Source organism: Rhodoglobus sp. G.S.4, assembly GCF_056619605.1.
Map to the genome: position 1 here is coordinate 1,309,101 of NZ_CM152748.1, position 15,064 is coordinate 1,324,164.

Here is a 15,064-nt window from a genome sequence, read left to right on the forward strand (position 1 = left end):
GTGCGCGATCTCGAAACTCTCACCAGCTGGAACTCAGAATGGAGCGGCCTCAAGGTCGCAGTACTCGGTCTGGGAGCCACCGGTTTCTCCGCGGCGGATACCCTCACCGAACTGAAAGCCGACGTGCTCGTTATCGCAGACACGGCATCCGAAAACCGTGTCGAAATGGCGAAGGTAGTTGGCGCAGCACTCACGCTCGGAGGATCGCCTCATACTCAGGTCTCAGCTCTCTCCTCGCACCGGCCAGACGTGGTTATCGTGTCGCCTGGCTATCCGCTTGATCACCCACTGCTCGAGTGGTGTCGCACTGCCGATGTGCCCATGTGGACAGAGATCGAACTTGCGTGGCGGCTGCGAGACAAGACAGGAACGCCCGCCGAGTGGATCGCCATAACGGGAACGAACGGCAAAACAACCACGGCTCAATTAACAGCTCACATCCTGTCGACCGCCGGGTTCAGGGCTGGCGCGGTCGGAAATATCGGCATTCCGGTACTTGACGCGATCCGCTATCCCGACGGATTCGATTTCCTCGTTGTAGAACTCTCGAGTTTTCAACTTCACGGGATGCCACGACACGGTGTTGGAGCGATCTCACCACTGGCAAGCGTGTGTCTCAACCTCGCCGATGACCATCTTGATTGGCACGGCTCACGGGATGCCTACGCTCAGGCGAAAGCAACCGTGTATTCGAATACCAAGATCGCCGCGGTCTATAACCGTGCCGTACTTGCCACTCAAGAGATGGTGGAGGAAGCTGACGTCATTGAGGGATGTCGAGCGATCGGCTTCGGCCTCGATAGCCCAGGGCCAAGCGACTTCGGCATCGTTAGCGATCTTCTCGCAGAACGCGCGTTCCATGAGGACCGCCACAATGTTGCGGTCGAGCTCTTCACTCTTGACGAACTTCGTCAACGGAACCTAGCGGCACCTCACATGCTCGCCAACATTTTGGCAGCCAGCGCGCTTACTAGGGCTGCGGGTATCAGCATCGAAGCGCTTCGCGCAGGAGTTGCTAGTTTCCAGGTCGACGCTCACCGCAACGAGGTTGTTCTCATCAGCGGAGGAGTCTCGTGGATCAACGACTCCAAAGCAACGAACATGCACGCGGCAAGTGCGTCGCTTTCCGCCGTTGAGTCCGTGGTGTGGATTGTCGGGGGACTACTCAAGGGCGTGGATATCGCCCCGCTTGTGAACCAGCACGCCAAACGACTCAAGGCGGCCATCATCATCGGCACCGACAGGCTGGCAATCCTCGCGGCATTCGCGCGACACGCGCCCCAGATTCCCGTCTTCGAGGTTGACTCGACTGACACTGAACACGTGATGCCGCGCGTCGTTGAGATGGCGCACGGAATCGCGACCGATGGTGACACCGTCCTCCTGGCGCCGGCAGCGGCATCCATGGATCAATTCATCAGCTATACCGATCGCGGCGAACAATTTATCGCTGCTGTGCGTGACCGAGTAGGAGGGAGCGACGATGACACCACCGACGCCCCCGCAGCGCCCCCAGCGTCCGAGTAGCGCTGCGCCGATTCCGCCCCAGCAGAAGTCGCAACAACGAAAAACTCCCGCAGCAGGATCACCATCGCGTGCCGCTCGCACTCTTGCTGCTGCCGCAGCCTACGCGCGTCCAAGCGCAGCGGTGGGATCCGAAGGCATCACTGCATCCGCCAGTAAAGACTCTGATGCGCCAGTCTCCGCTCGCGTACCCGTGAAACGCATTTTTTCCGCGCAGTCGAGCAACTTTTTCCTCCTGCTCGGCACAACACTCTTTCTGGTGATTTTCGGGCTAGTCATGGTTCTGTCCTCGTCTTCGGTGGAGTCTTTCACCGCAGACGAAGGGTTCTTTGGTCGCTTCCTGCGTCAAGGAATGTTTGCCCTCATCGGTGTGCCACTCATGCTGATTTCTTCCCGGGCGCCTGTTGGCTTTTGGAAACGCTGGGCGTGGCCCGGTCTTGTGTTTGGTGGGGTACTTCAGCTCCTCGTCTTCGTTCCTGGTATCGGCTATGGCTATGGCGGAAACCAGAACTGGATCCGATTGGGCTCGTTTACGGCGCAACCCTCGGAATTCGTTAAAGTTGCTGTGATCATTTGGGTTGCCTGGGTCTTGTCAACGAAGCAGGATCTGCTCACCGATTGGCGTCATGTGCTCCTACCGGTGGGGCCGGTTGCGGGTGCGGCAATCGGTTTCGTTCTGATCGGCAACGACTTGGGAACAGCATCGATCATGCTGCTCATCGTGTTCGGCTGCTTCTTCTTTGCCGGGGTCCGCCTGCGATTCCTCGCCGTTGGCGTTTTGGGAGTGGCTGTGGGTGCGCTGCTCTTCGCCGGTACGAGCAGTTCCCGAAGCTCGCGCATTGGAGTTTGGCTCAACGGATGCACTGATCTCGACTATCAGGATGCATGCTGGCAAATTGACCACGCGTATTGGGCTCTTGCTGGCGGTGGAATTTTTGGCACCGGTCTTGGCAATTCGGTTGCTAAACGTGGTTGGCTTCCGCACGCGGACAATGACTATATCTTCGCCATTATTGGTGAAGAACTTGGACTCATCGGTGCGACCGTAGTTCTCCTTCTTTTTGTGGTGCTGGCGATTGCTTTCATCAGGATCATTCGTTCGACAAACGACAGCTTTGTGCGGATTGCTACCGCCGGAGTAATGGTGTGGACGGTCGGTCAGGCCTTCGTCAACTTTGCTGTGGTGCTGGGAGTGCTTCCCGTTCTCGGCGTCCCGTTGCCCCTGATCTCAACCGGTGGCTCAGCCTTGATCGCGACGCTTCTGGCGATCGGAATCGTGCTGTCATTTGCTCGAGCAGGTAACAAGCCTGAGCCGCGCACCACCCCGGCCCCAACGCCGCCAACCCAGACTGCTGCTGATCGCTCACGCATGCTCGCAGCCGATCGAGCACGAGGACGCCGATGACCACCTATTTACTTGCTGGCGGCGGCACAGCGGGCCATGTGAATCCGCTCCTTGCGGTAGCGGAACGAATTCGTGTTCGCGAACCGAAGGCTGAAGTTCTCGTGCTCGGCACTGAGGAAGGTCTTGAGGCTCGGCTAGTCCCTGAGCGCGGTTTCGAACTCCTGACAATCGACAAGCTTCCATTCCCGCGTCGGCCGAATAGGGCTGCTCTGGATTTTCCCCGTCGGCTGCGCGAAACTATCGATCATGTCGCTGAGCTCATAACCGAGCGCGGTGTGGACGTCGTTGTTGGCTTCGGCGGTTATGTTGCGGCCCCGGCATATTTAGGGGCCCGTAAGGCAAAGATTCCGCTTGTCATTCACGAGGCCAACAGCAGGCCGGGCATGGCCAACCGCCTCGGTTCGTTTTTCACGCCCTTTGTGGGTACGGCGTTCGACCGAACCCCTATCCGGGGCGGTGTCGTGGTCGGGATGCCGCTTCGCGCTGAGATTGAGTCGCTAAACCGTTTTGCAGCTCGCGCCGAAGCTGATGATTTTTTCGGACTCGACCCGCACAAAGCCACGCTGCTCGTTACTGGCGGTTCGTCCGGTGCTAAGCGTCTCAACGACACTGTTGCTGCTTCGGTGACTCGAATACTGGGTGCGGGATGGCAGGTTCTCCATATCACCGGCGAGTACCGGGACGTTGTTGAGGATCCGCGACTTCCTGGCTATGTCGTCGTGAAGTATTGCGATCGGATGGAGTTGGCTTTGGCCGCGGCCGACTTGGCAATTGCTCGCGCGGGGACATCGACTGTCGCGGAATTGACCGGCCTGGGAATCCCCGCCATCTATGTTCCGTACCCGGTCGGAAACGGCGAGCAAAAGTCCAACGCCCGCACAGCTGTAGATGCGGGGGCTGCTGTTGTGGTCGCGGACTCCCAATTCACGAATCGTTGGGTGACGAGTGAATTGGTGCCCATGCTGCGCAAGCGGGCTCTCATCGCAGACATGGCGGCGCGAGCATCGACCATTGGTTCACTCGATGGAACTGATCGGATGCTCGAACTCGTCGATCGGGCGCTCGGTCGCGATCTACCATTGACATCATGATCTTTCCCGATTTGACCATGCCGTTGCCCGGTGCACTGACCTCTGCCCACTTTGTGGGTATTGGTGGCGCGGGCATGAGCGGTATTGCTCAATTGTTTTTGGATGCGGGAATCACTGTTACCGGATCTGACCGTGCGACAAACGCGAATATCGACGCGTTGAGGTCGGAGGGCGCGACGATCCATATTGGCCACGATGCCCGTCATCTGGGCGATGCGGATGCCTTGGTCTACACGGGTGCGTTGTGGCCAGATAATCCGGAGTACCTTTCGGCTATCGAGCGCGGGATTCCGGTATTGCACCGCTCTCAAGCTTTGGCGTGGCTGATTGGTGATACTCGGCTTGTTGCTGTTGCTGGGGCGCACGGCAAAACAACATCAACGGGAATGATCATTACTGGTCTTCGCGAACTTGGCGCTTCCCCCAGCTTTGTCAACGGCGGTGTTATTCAGGGCCTTGACGCGAGTTCTGGTCTGGGAACAGACAATCTCTTTGTCGTGGAAGCCGACGAATCTGACGGCTCATTTTTGCTGTACTCAACGGCGATTGCGTTGATTACTAACGTTGATGCTGATCACTTGGATCACTATGGCTCACACGAAGCTTTTGATGATGCGTTTGTGACATTTGCGTCTCGTGCGACCGAGGCTGTTGTGGTGTCGAGTGATGATGTGGGCGCGATCAGGGTCACACAACGGTTGGCCCACAAGAACATCGTCACGTTTGGTGAAGCGGCCGACGCCACCATTCGCATGCACTCGTTGACCGATGAGGGGCCCATCGCGTTCACTATCGTCGTCGACGGTCGCGAAGAGCGCGTGCAGTTGTCTGTTCCTGGTCGTCACAATGCGGTGAATGCGACAGGCGCCATCGCTGTGCTTGTCGGGCTCGGTTTCGAACTCGGGGCCGCGATTGATGCGGTGTCTACGTTTGCGGGAACTCAACGACGTTTCGAACTGCATGCTGTTGTGGATGGCGTCAGTGTCTACGACGACTACGCCCATCACCCCACGGAGGTCGAAGCAGCGCTCAGCGGAGCGCGGAGCGTGCTGGGTAGCGGCAAGCTCATTGCCGTTCATCAACCCCATTTGTTCAGCCGCACGCGCGACATGGCGAATGAGTTTGCCGAAGTTTATGAGCGACTTGCTGACCATACCGTCGTGCTTGACGTTTTCGGGGCTCGCGAAGATCCGATCCCAGGTGTCACTGGCGAGTTAGTTTCGTCAAAATTCGCGGATTCGAGTCGTGTTGATTTTGTCCCGGATTGGCAATTGGCAGCAGAGCGCGTAGCTGAATTGGCCGCTGAGGGAGACATCGTGATGACTCTCAGTTGTGGTGACGTTTATCGGATTATTCCGCAGCTTGTCGCGGCAATAGGCGATCATCGATCGTCAGACGACCGGACGCCGTCTGTGGCAGATCAGGTGCCGAGTGAAGAGGCCTGAGGGTTTCGATAAGCCTTCTCCGGAGTCGACGACGTCGAGCGCAAAACCGCGGCGCAAACGGGGAACTCCGGCGCAACAGTCGAAGGAAAACGCGGCCACGCCCAAAAAATCCCCTAGCGCTACTCCGCAAGTTCGCAATCCCACCGGCGCGGCCGGCGCGACGAAGCCATCACAGGCGACACGGGCGTCACGGGCGTCACAGGCGTCACAGGCGTCCAGCCGAGAAGGGCCTTCCTCTCCTCGAATCGAACGAGCGCCGCGCCCTAAGCTGCACGGCCGTGAGCCAAGTCCGGATGCTCTGGCAAAGAAGCAACTTCGCCAGGCTGCGCGAGCGCGAAAGAGGGCCGAGCGAGCCGAGCTGCGCCGTTTCACTCGGCGAGCACGCACTCGCAAATTTGTGCTTCTTTCGGTCGCTGGAATAGTCGCCACCCTTCTTGGTCTCATCGCGGTGGCAGTGTTCTCGCCGATTCTGGCGCTCCGCACTGTCGTGGTTGATGGCACCAACCGTATTGACCCGGCGGAAATCCAGACTGCAGTCGAGACGCAAGAGGGTACCCCTCTAGCGCTACTCGACTTTGATGCCATCACTAAAGAGCTTTCAGTGTTTCCGCTGATTCGTAGCTACGTCACCGAGATTGTTCCTCCCGACACGCTTCTCGTTCATATTGTCGAGCGCGAACCGATCGGTTCGATCAGCGTTGACGGCGTTTTTCGCATGGTTGATCCTGCGGGCATCACTATTCAGGAATCTGCTGAGCGCATCGAGGGGGTTCCCCTCATCGATACCGGGGGAGCGGACACCTCAAGTCCGGCCTTTGCTGCCGTCACTGAAGTTCTGCTCTCGCTCCCGCCTGATCTGAGGGCGCAAGTCACTAGTGCATCGGCAACGACGAAAGATGATGTGTCCTTTGTGCTTGCTGGTGTTGGGCAACGAGTTGTCTGGGGGAGTGCCGGTGATTCAGCTAAGAAGGCCGTGCTCTTGGCATCTCTGATTTCGATCACGGATGCTGGACGGGCGGGCGAGTTCGACGTCTCTGCTCCGAGCAACGGAATCTTCCGACCGAGCTAGCCGTTCGAGAGGTGGGCGTGAGGTCACCATCAGCGCGGATTCATTAGGAGTCGTGCACCAGCTGGGCCGCAGATTCGCTTGGTTTCTCGGGGCCTTTTGCGGCAATTTCTGCTAATTGTTCGAACACTTTCCGACACGCGGTAAGCGGTGCATCTTTGTTGCTCTGTGTCCGCATATTCTCAACAAAAGAAATACATACTGAGCATAACTTTAAACCTCAAGTCGAGGTTGATAGTTTCCAGTGGAGGCCGAACGTGACATCAAACCAGAACTACCTCGCAGTCATCAAGGTAGTCGGCATCGGTGGCGGCGGAGTTAACGCCGTCAACCGAATGATCGAGCTCGGCCTGCGAGGCGTCGAGTTCATTGCGATCAATACCGACGCCCAAGCACTGCTTATGAGCGACGCCGACGTCAAGCTAGACGTCGGTCGCGAACTGACTCGTGGACTCGGTGCAGGAGCCGATCCAGAGGTTGGCCGACGTGCTGCAGAGGACCACGCAGAAGAAATCGAAGAAGCGCTTGCTGGCGCCGACATGGTGTTCGTTACAGCAGGTGAGGGTGGCGGAACCGGAACCGGTGGCGCACCCGTAGTTGCAAGAATCGCCAAGTCGATCGGCGCACTCACTATCGGTGTCGTCACGAAGCCATTCGGCTTTGAGGGCAAGCGCCGTTCGTCGCAGGCAGAAATTGGCGTTGAAACCCTCAAAAACGAGGTCGACACCCTCATCGTCGTGCCCAACGATCGTCTCCTCGAGATCAGCGATCGTGGCATCAGCATGCTTGAAGCCTTTACGACCGCCGACCAGGTACTCCTTGCCGGTGTTCAAGGCATCACCGACCTCATCACGACACCGGGTCTCATTAACCTGGACTTCGCTGACGTCAAGTCAGTGATGCAGGGCGCGGGTTCTGCGCTGATGGGAATCGGTTCTTCACGCGGGGCCGACCGGGCCATAAAAGCGGCTGAGCTTGCAGTGGCATCCCCGCTGCTTGAAGCCAGCATCGATGGAGCACACGGTGTGCTTTTGTCGATTCAGGGCGGATCGAACCTCGGAATTTTCGAGATCAACGATGCGGCACGCCTCGTGCAAGAGGCTGTGCATCCAGAAGCGAACATCATTTTCGGTGCCGTAATCGACGACACTCTCGGCGATGAAGTGCGCGTCACCGTTATCGCTGCGGGTTTTGACGGGGGAGAGCCATCGGCTAAGCCTGTCGAGGGGCGCCGCACGAACTACGTCGTTCCTGAAGCGCCAGCGGAGCACATCTCTGCCGCAGAAAAGTCGGCCGAGAAAGACACCGACTGGAAGTCGCAGCCGAGTGTCGTCCCCGCGGCCACGATCGACCGTAGTTTTGACGACGACGCTGAGAACGACAACGATCTCGACGTTCCTGACTTCTTGAAGTAGGAACGATGGCTGACCAAACACCGTTAGCCACTCGACTCGCAGAAATCGACGAGCGGATCGCGGATGCCGCACACGCTGCATCACGCGATCTCTCGTCGATTACGCGAATCGTCATCACCAAGTTTCATCCCGCGAGTATGGTGCGAGAGTTGCATGCACTTGGGGTTCGCGATTTCGGAGAGAGCCGGCACCAGGAGGCGCAGCCCAAGGTGGCCGAGCTCGCTGACCTTGACGCACGCTGGAGCTTCGTCGGCCAGTTGCAGAGCAAGAAGGCGCGTCAAGTTCGCGCCTACTGTCAGGCGATTCATTCTGTCGATCGCGATTCCCTCATCACGGCACTCGCCAGCGAAGATGCGGTCGTCCCCCTCGACGTCTTCGTGCAAGTGAATCTCACTGACGATCCGGGCCGCGGTGGAGTGATTCCCAGTGAACTCGATGGTTTCGTCGATCGCGTGGCAAATGCCGCGGGAATCGAGCTGAGAGGCCTCATGGGGGTTGCCCCGCTTGACGCAGACCCGAGGCCAGCATTCGCCGCCCTGAGGGCACTCTCGGAGCGCCTGGGGGCTCAGCACCCAACCGCTCGAGCGCTCTCGATGGGAATGTCAGGCGATTTTGAAGAAGCAATCTCCGAGGGCGCGACACACCTACGTATTGGCACGGCAATCACGGGAAAACGACCCGACCATGGTTAATCTCGAAGCAGAAGCTTCACCATTCGGAGGATTATCATGGCCAACCCACTGCGCAAGACAATGGTCTACCTCGGCCTCGCCGATGAAGACTACGAGTACGAGCAGGGACCAGCCGCGCCGGTTGCCCCTGTTGCAGCAGCACCAGCCCCAACGAGCTCTAACCGCGCGCCGGTTACCCCGTTGCGTCGCGCTGCGCCCAGCACTGCGGAGGCAGAGATGAATGAGATTTTGACGGTGCACCCGCGCCAGTACAAGGATGCACAGCTCATCGCTGAGAACTTCCGCGAAGGCATCCCGGTCATCATCAACCTGTCGCAAATGAGTGAGCCGGATGCCCGCCGCCTGGTTGACTTCGCTAGCGGACTCTCACAGGGTCTCTACGGCAAGATCGAGCGAGTAACGAGCAAAGTCTTCCTCCTCTCGCCAGCACACGTTGCAGTCAGCGGCGAGCAGGCCGAGGTCGAGTCAGACGTCGACGCCTCATTCTTCGCTCAGTAGACACTCTGCGCAGCAGCAACAATTTCGACCGGTAACCTAGAAGGGTGAATCCGGTTTCTATTGTTGCCACGGTGGCTATCTACGCCATTAATCTTTTTATGCTTGCGATGTGGGCTCGGTTCATTCTCGATCTCGTCGTGGTGTTTGCGCGAGGGTGGCGTCCAAGCGGAGTCGGCCTCGTTCTTTCCGAGTTTGTGTTCACCATTACTGATCCTCCGATCAAGGCTGTTCGCAAAGTCGTACCGATGATTCGCATCGGCAATGGAGCGCTCGATCTGTCATGGATGCTCGTGATGCTGGCGTGCATAATTCTGACCTCCATTTTGCGGGGCTTTTAGATCTAGCAAGTGCCGATGTACTCTTATCGGAGAGCATGCGGCAACTAATCAGGTTTCGTCATTACGATGTGACGCGAACGTTGAACGTTCTGTATACGTTGAAAGAAAGTTTTAGAGGTGGCGGCAATGGCTTTGACTCCAGAAGACGTAGTCAACAAGCGGTTTGAATCAACAAAATTCCGAGAGGGATACGACCAAGACGACGTCGATGATTTTCTCGACGAAGTTGTCGTTGAGTTGCGCCGACTTAATCAAGAGAACGACGAACTCCGCCAGCGTTTGACCGCTGCCGAGTCCCGTTCAAGTGAGCTTCAGCAGGCGGCGGGCAGTGCTCCTGCTGTGCCAGCACCTGTTGCTGCCGCTGCACCCGCAGCGATAGAAAGCGCTCCATCGGTTGCAGAACCTGCTGCGTTGGCCCCAGAGCCAGCCACATCGGCTCTCGACGACGCCAGCAGCACAAACAACTTGCTTCAACTTGCACGTCGTTTGCACGAAGAGCACGTTCGTGACGGTATCGCCAAGCGCGATGCTCTCATCGCCGAAGGTAAAGCATCCGCTGCGGAAATCGTTGCCGACGCAGAAGCCAAACAGCGTGAGCAGATCGGCTCCCTCGAAAAGGAGCGTGAAGCTATCGTTGGTTCGCTCGATCAGGAGCGTCAAGCAATTGAGAGCCGTATCGAGTCGCTCCAAAACTTCGAGCGCGAATACCGCGAGAAGTTGAAGAGCTACATCGAGGACCAGCTCCACGAACTCGATTCTGCAAGTCTCGTCTCCGCAGGAGCCCCGGCTCAGGACTCTACTCAACAGGACGCCGCTCCAGTTGCCCAGCCAGCAGGTCACCTGTCACCCGAAGACTTCGATGCGCCCCAGTCGGCACAGCAGCCTCCGGCAAGCTTCACCGGATTCTCCGGCAGCTAGTATTTCGCACAAGCCGTCAACAGTCGGTGAGAGCTTCGGCTCCGCCGCTGTTGGCGGCTTTTGCTATGTTTGCGCTCGTGTCGAAAAACTGACTGCGGTGCAGCATCCGAAATAAAGATCAGTAAGAAATCAAGGAGCAGTAGTGGAAACCCGTAGTATGCCGGTTCCTGAAGGTCTTGCGGGGCAGCGCGTCGACGCAGCCCTAGCCAAGCTCCTTGGTTTCTCACGTACCTTTGCTGCAGAAGTTGCCGCATCGGGCGGAGTAACGATCGATGGTGTTGAAGTGGGAAAGTCGGATCGACTCTCCGCTGGCGCCTGGATCGAAATCTCGTGGGTCTCTAAGACCGAGCCGCAGATCGTGCCCGTCGTTCTCGACACGATGAGCATCGTCTATGACGATGATCACATCGTGGTCGTCGATAAACCTGCAGGCATCGCGGCCCACCCGTCAGTCGGGTGGGCCGGTGTGACGGTACTCGGAGCGCTTGCCGGCGCTGGCTACCGGATTTCAACCTCTGGTGCAGCAGAACGCGCCGGCGTCGTGCACCGCCTCGACGCGGGAACAAGCGGACTCATGGTTGTGGCAAAATCAGAGCTTGCGTACACCGAACTGAAGCGCGCGTTCCACGATCGCGAAGTGACCAAGGTGTATCACTCCATCGTTCAAGGACATCCTGACCCTCTATCGGGCACAATCGATGCTCCGATTGGCCGTCATCCGGGGTCAAGCTGGAAGTTTGCCGTTGTGGCTGGAGGAAAAGACTCCATAACCCACTATGAAACTCTTGAAGCTTTTCCCTCGGCGGCGCTAGTCGAGGTGCACTTGGAAACCGGGCGCACCCATCAGATCCGGGTACACATGGCGGCTCAGCGTCACCCATGTGTTGGTGACAGCATGTATGGAGCAGACCCGACTATCTCGGCGAGACTCGGCCTTAACCGCCAATGGTTACATGCCCACAAACTAGGTTTCGCGCATCCGGCAACCGGTGAACAAGTCTTGTTTGAGTCGCCATATCCGGCCGACCTTCAGGCTGCACTTGAGGTGCTTCGGGCCGACTAGGGCGCGTCAGTTAGAGTCTGTTTGGGGTGCTGGCTTAGGCTGGATTTCGAAAGAATTCGGAGTGTCTGTGGCTGCTAATAACGACTCGTTTGTGCACTTGCACGTTCACAGCGAGTATTCGATGCTCGATGGTGCTGCGCGCGTGGGCCCCCTCCTTGATGCTGCTGTTGAACAGGGCATGCCGGCGATTGCGATCACCGATCATGGCAACATGTTTGGTGCCTACGATTTCTGGCAGTCGGCGACTGCCCGCGGCATCAAGCCGATCATCGGTACCGAGGCCTACATAACGCCAGGAACGGCTCGCGGCGACAAAACTCGAGTGCGTTGGGGCGGTAGCCACCAGACTCGGGATGACGTCGGTGGTAGCGGTGCGTATACCCACATGACGTTGCTTTCTCAAAACAACGAGGGGATGCACAACCTCTTCCGCATGTCCTCGAAGGCGTCGATCGAGGGTTTTTACTTCAAACCCCGCATGGATCGTGAGCTACTCAGTCAGTACTCCAAGGGCATCATCGCGACCACCGGTTGCGTCGGTGGAGAAGTGCAGACCAAGCTCCGCCTTGGTCTCTATGACGAGGCACGGCAAGCTGCTGCGGAATTCCAAGACATCTTCGGCAAAGAAAACTTCTTCGCCGAAATCATGGATCACGGAATCGATATCGAGCGTCGAACGATACTCGATCTCATCAAGCTCGCCAAAGAGCTCGACATGCCGCTTCTCGCCACCAACGACCTGCACTACACGCACGCGCACGATGCCACCGCGCACGCGGCGCTGCTGTGCGTGCAGTCAGCATCCACTCTCGATGACCCCAACCGATTCAAGTTTGATTCCAACGAGTTCTATCTCAAATCGGCAGCGGAAATGCGTTCACTCTTTCGTGAGCATCCCGAGGCGTGCGACAACACTCTTCTGATCGCCGAGCGTTGCGAAGTCAGCTTTGAGGGTCGCGATCTCATGCCACGGTTCCCGGTTCCCGAGGGGGAGACCGAAGCGACCTGGTTCGAAAAAGAAGTCGCCAAGGGAATGAATAAGCGCTTCAATAATGCGCCATCTGATGCGCACCTGGCTCAGGCTAAGTACGAAGTTGATGTTATTCAGCAGATGGGCTTCCCCGGTTACTTTCTCGTGGTCGCCGACTTCATCGAATGGGCGAAAGCTCAGGGCATTCGAGTAGGCCCCGGTCGTGGATCGGCTGCTGGGTCTATGGCATCGTATGCCGTCGGAATTACCGAGTTAGATCCACTCGCACACGGGCTCATCTTCGAGCGGTTCTTGAACCCAGAACGTGTATCGATGCCCGACGTGGACGTCGACTTCGATGATCGGCGACGTGGTGAAGTTATCCGCTATGTCACCGACAAATATGGTGACGATCGAGTCGCCCAAATCGTCACCTACGGCACGATTAAGGCTAAGCAAGCGCTGAAGGACTCTGCGCGCGTGCTCGGCATGCCGTATTCGGTCGGCGAAAAGCTCACCAAGGCGATGCCGCCAGCGATCATGGGCAAGGACATCTCGCTTCATGACGTGCGCAATAAAGATGCGGCAAGGTACAAAGAGGCCGCAGATATCCGCGGAATCGTCGATACTGACGCCGAAGCAGCAAAAGTGTTCGAAACCGCCGTCGGACTCGAGGGACTGAAACGCCAGTGGGGCGTGCACGCTGCCGGAGTCGTGCTCTCGGCCGAGCCCTTGCTCGATGTGCTTCCCATCATGCGCCGTGAAGACGATGGCGCAATCATCACCCAGTTCGATCAGCCGCCCTTGGAGAGCCTCGGGCTCATCAAGATGGACTTCCTCGGACTGCGAAACCTCACGGTTATCGAAGACGCGCTCACGATGATCCGGGCAAATACCGGTTCGCCGCTCGTTATCGAAGATCTTGATCTGGATGCCGACCAGAAGACCTACGACTTGCTTGCGCGCGGCGACACACTGGGCGTGTTCCAGTTGGATGGCGGACCAATGCGTGCGCTCCTCAAGCAGCTCAAACCTACGAACTTCGAAGATATTTCGGCTGTTATCGCTTTGTATCGGCCGGGCCCCATGGGCATGAACTCTCACACCAAGTACGCGTTGCGCAAGAACGGCTTGGAAGAGATTGATGCGATCCACCCCGAACTCGAAGAGCCGCTAAAAGAAATCCTTGGCACCACTTTCGGGTTGATCGTTTACCAAGAGCAAGTGATGTCGGTTGCTCAAAAGGTTGCTGGCTTCACGCTTGGCCAAGCCGACGTTTTGCGTCGCGCGATGGGCAAGAAGAAGAAAGAGGAACTCGACAAACAGTTCATCGGGTTCGAATCTGGCATGCTCGAGAACGGTTTCAGCAAAGAGGCCGTCAAGGTGCTCTGGGAAACGCTCATGCCGTTCGCCGACTACGCCTTCAACAAGGCGCACAGTGCCGGCTATGGCGTGCTCAGCTATTGGACCGCCTATCTCAAAGCAAATTATCCTGCGGAGTACATGGCGGCGTTGCTCACGAGCGTTGGCGACTCGAAAGACAAACTCGGGATGTATCTGAGTGAATGTCGTCGCATGGGAATTAAGGTTCTCGCTCCGGATGTGAATGAGTCGACGGTGAACTTCACTGCCGTTGCCGGAGACATCCGTTTCGGTCTCGGTGCTGTGCGAAACGTCGGTGCCGCAGTAGTGGAACAGATTGTTCGCGCACGCACCGAAAAGGGCCGTTTCGAGTCATTCCATGACTATTTGCGCAAGGTTTCCATTCAGGTCGCTAACAAGCGCACCGTCGAATCTCTGATCAAATCGGGTGCATTTGACTCTCTCGGAGCAACCCGTCGTGGACTCCTCGAAATTCATGAAGACGCGTGCGATTCAGCCGTGAGCCTCAAGCGGAACGAAGCCAACGGTCAAGTCGATCTTTTCGGCGGAATCTTTGACTTCAATGAGGAAGACGATGGTGTGCCCGAGCGACCAGAGTGGTCGAAGCGAGACAAGTTGGCTTTCGAGCGCGAGATGTTGGGTCTCTACGTTTCCGATCATCCGCTCTCTGGCCTTGAGCTGCAGCTTGCGAAGCACCAAGATGCCACCATCACAGAGGTCCTCTCGGGTGACGTGGTTGCCGACGGCGAGCACGTCTCGATCGCAGGACTGGTCACTAGCGTGCAGCACCGTGTAGCGCGCAATAGCGGAAACCAGTACGGGATTGTCACTGTCGAAGACTTTGGTGGCGAAATCAGCGTTATGTTCTTGGGCAAGACCTATCAGGAGTTTGCACCAGGTCTCGTCAACGACTCCATTGTTGTCGTCCGGGGGCGCGCCAGTGCCCGAGACGATGGAATGAATTTGCACGCGGTGAGTATGTTCTCGCCGGAGCTCGGACCCAGCTTGGGATCTGGACCCATCGTCGTGTCGATCAATGAACAGCGTGCAACCACCGATGTGGTCGCCGGACTCGGCGATGTACTCATTCGTCACGCCGGCGATGTCGAAGTGCGATTGCGACTGGTTCGCGGCGATGTTGGGCGAATCTTTGAAGTGCCCTACCGGGTGAAGGTCTCTGCCGATCTTTACGGTGAGCTCAAGACGCTCCTCGGCCCTGGCTGCTTGGGCTAGGGGAGCGACGGATGGCCTCTCGC

At 57.7% G+C, this 15,064-nt stretch carries 12 protein-coding genes; all 12 read left to right on the forward strand.

All coding sequences use genetic code 11. The annotated features are described in order from the left end of the window. The 12 genes from murD (at position 1) to dnaE (ending at position 15,041) form a co-directional block, all read left to right on the forward strand. Positions 1–1,527 (forward strand): UDP-N-acetylmuramoyl-L-alanine--D-glutamate ligase, encoded by a 1,527-nt coding sequence (murD, locus tag AC061P_RS06360; protein WP_449646569.1) that lies wholly within the window; start codon positions 1–3, stop codon positions 1,525–1,527. Continuing rightward, positions 1,484–2,929, forward strand: coding sequence for a putative lipid II flippase FtsW (ftsW, locus tag AC061P_RS06365; protein ID WP_449646570.1), 1,446 nt, complete (start codon positions 1,484–1,486; stop codon positions 2,927–2,929). Before murD ends, ftsW begins: the two co-directional genes overlap by 44 nt. Then, positions 2,926–4,020, forward strand: coding sequence for a UDP-N-acetylglucosamine--N-acetylmuramyl-(pentapeptide) pyrophosphoryl-undecaprenol N-acetylglucosamine transferase (locus AC061P_RS06370; protein WP_449646571.1), 1,095 nt, complete (start codon positions 2,926–2,928; stop codon positions 4,018–4,020). The genes ftsW and AC061P_RS06370 overlap by 4 nt, the downstream gene beginning before the upstream one ends. Then, positions 4,017–5,465: a UDP-N-acetylmuramate--L-alanine ligase gene (gene murC / locus AC061P_RS06375; RefSeq protein ID WP_449646572.1), complete on the forward strand. Its 1,449-nt coding sequence runs from the start codon at positions 4,017–4,019 to the stop codon at positions 5,463–5,465. The genes AC061P_RS06370 and murC overlap by 4 nt, the downstream gene beginning before the upstream one ends. Continuing rightward, the gene (locus tag AC061P_RS06380; RefSeq protein WP_449646573.1) at positions 5,452–6,534 is read left to right on the forward strand and encodes an FtsQ-type POTRA domain-containing protein; all 1,083 of its coding nucleotides are present in this window, start codon (positions 5,452–5,454) and stop codon (positions 6,532–6,534) included. The genes murC and AC061P_RS06380 overlap by 14 nt, the downstream gene beginning before the upstream one ends. Before the next feature lie 254 nt (positions 6,535–6,788). Next, a complete protein-coding gene (gene ftsZ / locus AC061P_RS06385; protein ID WP_449646574.1) occupies positions 6,789–7,946 on the forward strand; it encodes a cell division protein FtsZ in 1,158 nt (385 codons plus the stop codon). A gap of 5 nt (positions 7,947–7,951) precedes the next feature. Then, complete coding sequence (locus AC061P_RS06390; RefSeq protein WP_449646575.1) at positions 7,952–8,638, forward strand: YggS family pyridoxal phosphate-dependent enzyme; 687 nt, start codon at positions 7,952–7,954, stop codon at positions 8,636–8,638. A 36-nt stretch (positions 8,639–8,674) separates the two neighbouring features. Continuing rightward, the gene (locus AC061P_RS06395) at positions 8,675–9,136 is read left to right on the forward strand and encodes a cell division protein SepF (protein ID WP_449646576.1); all 462 of its coding nucleotides are present in this window, start codon (positions 8,675–8,677) and stop codon (positions 9,134–9,136) included. 44 nt (positions 9,137–9,180) lie between these two features. Next, positions 9,181–9,474 (forward strand): YggT family protein, encoded by a 294-nt coding sequence (locus tag AC061P_RS06400; RefSeq protein WP_449646577.1) that lies wholly within the window; start codon positions 9,181–9,183, stop codon positions 9,472–9,474. Positions 9,475–9,600: 126 nt separating this feature from the next. After that, entirely contained in the window at positions 9,601–10,392 is a 792-nt protein-coding gene (locus AC061P_RS06405; RefSeq protein WP_480392103.1) for a DivIVA domain-containing protein, read from the forward strand. 142 nt (positions 10,393–10,534) lie between these two features. After that, on the forward strand, positions 10,535–11,455 hold the full coding sequence (locus AC061P_RS06410) for an RluA family pseudouridine synthase (RefSeq protein ID WP_480392104.1): 921 nt from the start codon (positions 10,535–10,537) through the stop codon (positions 11,453–11,455). Between the two features lie 67 nt (positions 11,456–11,522). Beyond that, entirely contained in the window at positions 11,523–15,041 is a 3,519-nt protein-coding gene (gene dnaE, locus AC061P_RS06415) for a DNA polymerase III subunit alpha (RefSeq protein WP_480392105.1), read from the forward strand. The last annotated feature ends 23 nt before the right edge of the window (positions 15,042–15,064 follow it).

Coding starts and splice junctions, on each gene's coding strand:
- ftsW (WP_449646570.1), top strand. CDS start 1,484: ATGACACCACCGACGCCCCCGCAGCGCCCCCAGCGTCCGAGTAGCGCT.
- AC061P_RS06370 (WP_449646571.1), top strand. CDS start 2,926: ATGACCACCTATTTACTTGCTGGCGGCGGCACAGCGGGCCATGTGAAT.
- murC (WP_449646572.1), top strand. CDS start 4,017: ATGATCTTTCCCGATTTGACCATGCCGTTGCCCGGTGCACTGACCTCT.
- AC061P_RS06390 (WP_449646575.1), top strand. CDS start 7,952: ATGGCTGACCAAACACCGTTAGCCACTCGACTCGCAGAAATCGACGAG.
- AC061P_RS06395 (WP_449646576.1), top strand. CDS start 8,675: ATGGCCAACCCACTGCGCAAGACAATGGTCTACCTCGGCCTCGCCGAT.
- AC061P_RS06405 (WP_480392103.1), top strand. CDS start 9,601: ATGGCTTTGACTCCAGAAGACGTAGTCAACAAGCGGTTTGAATCAACA.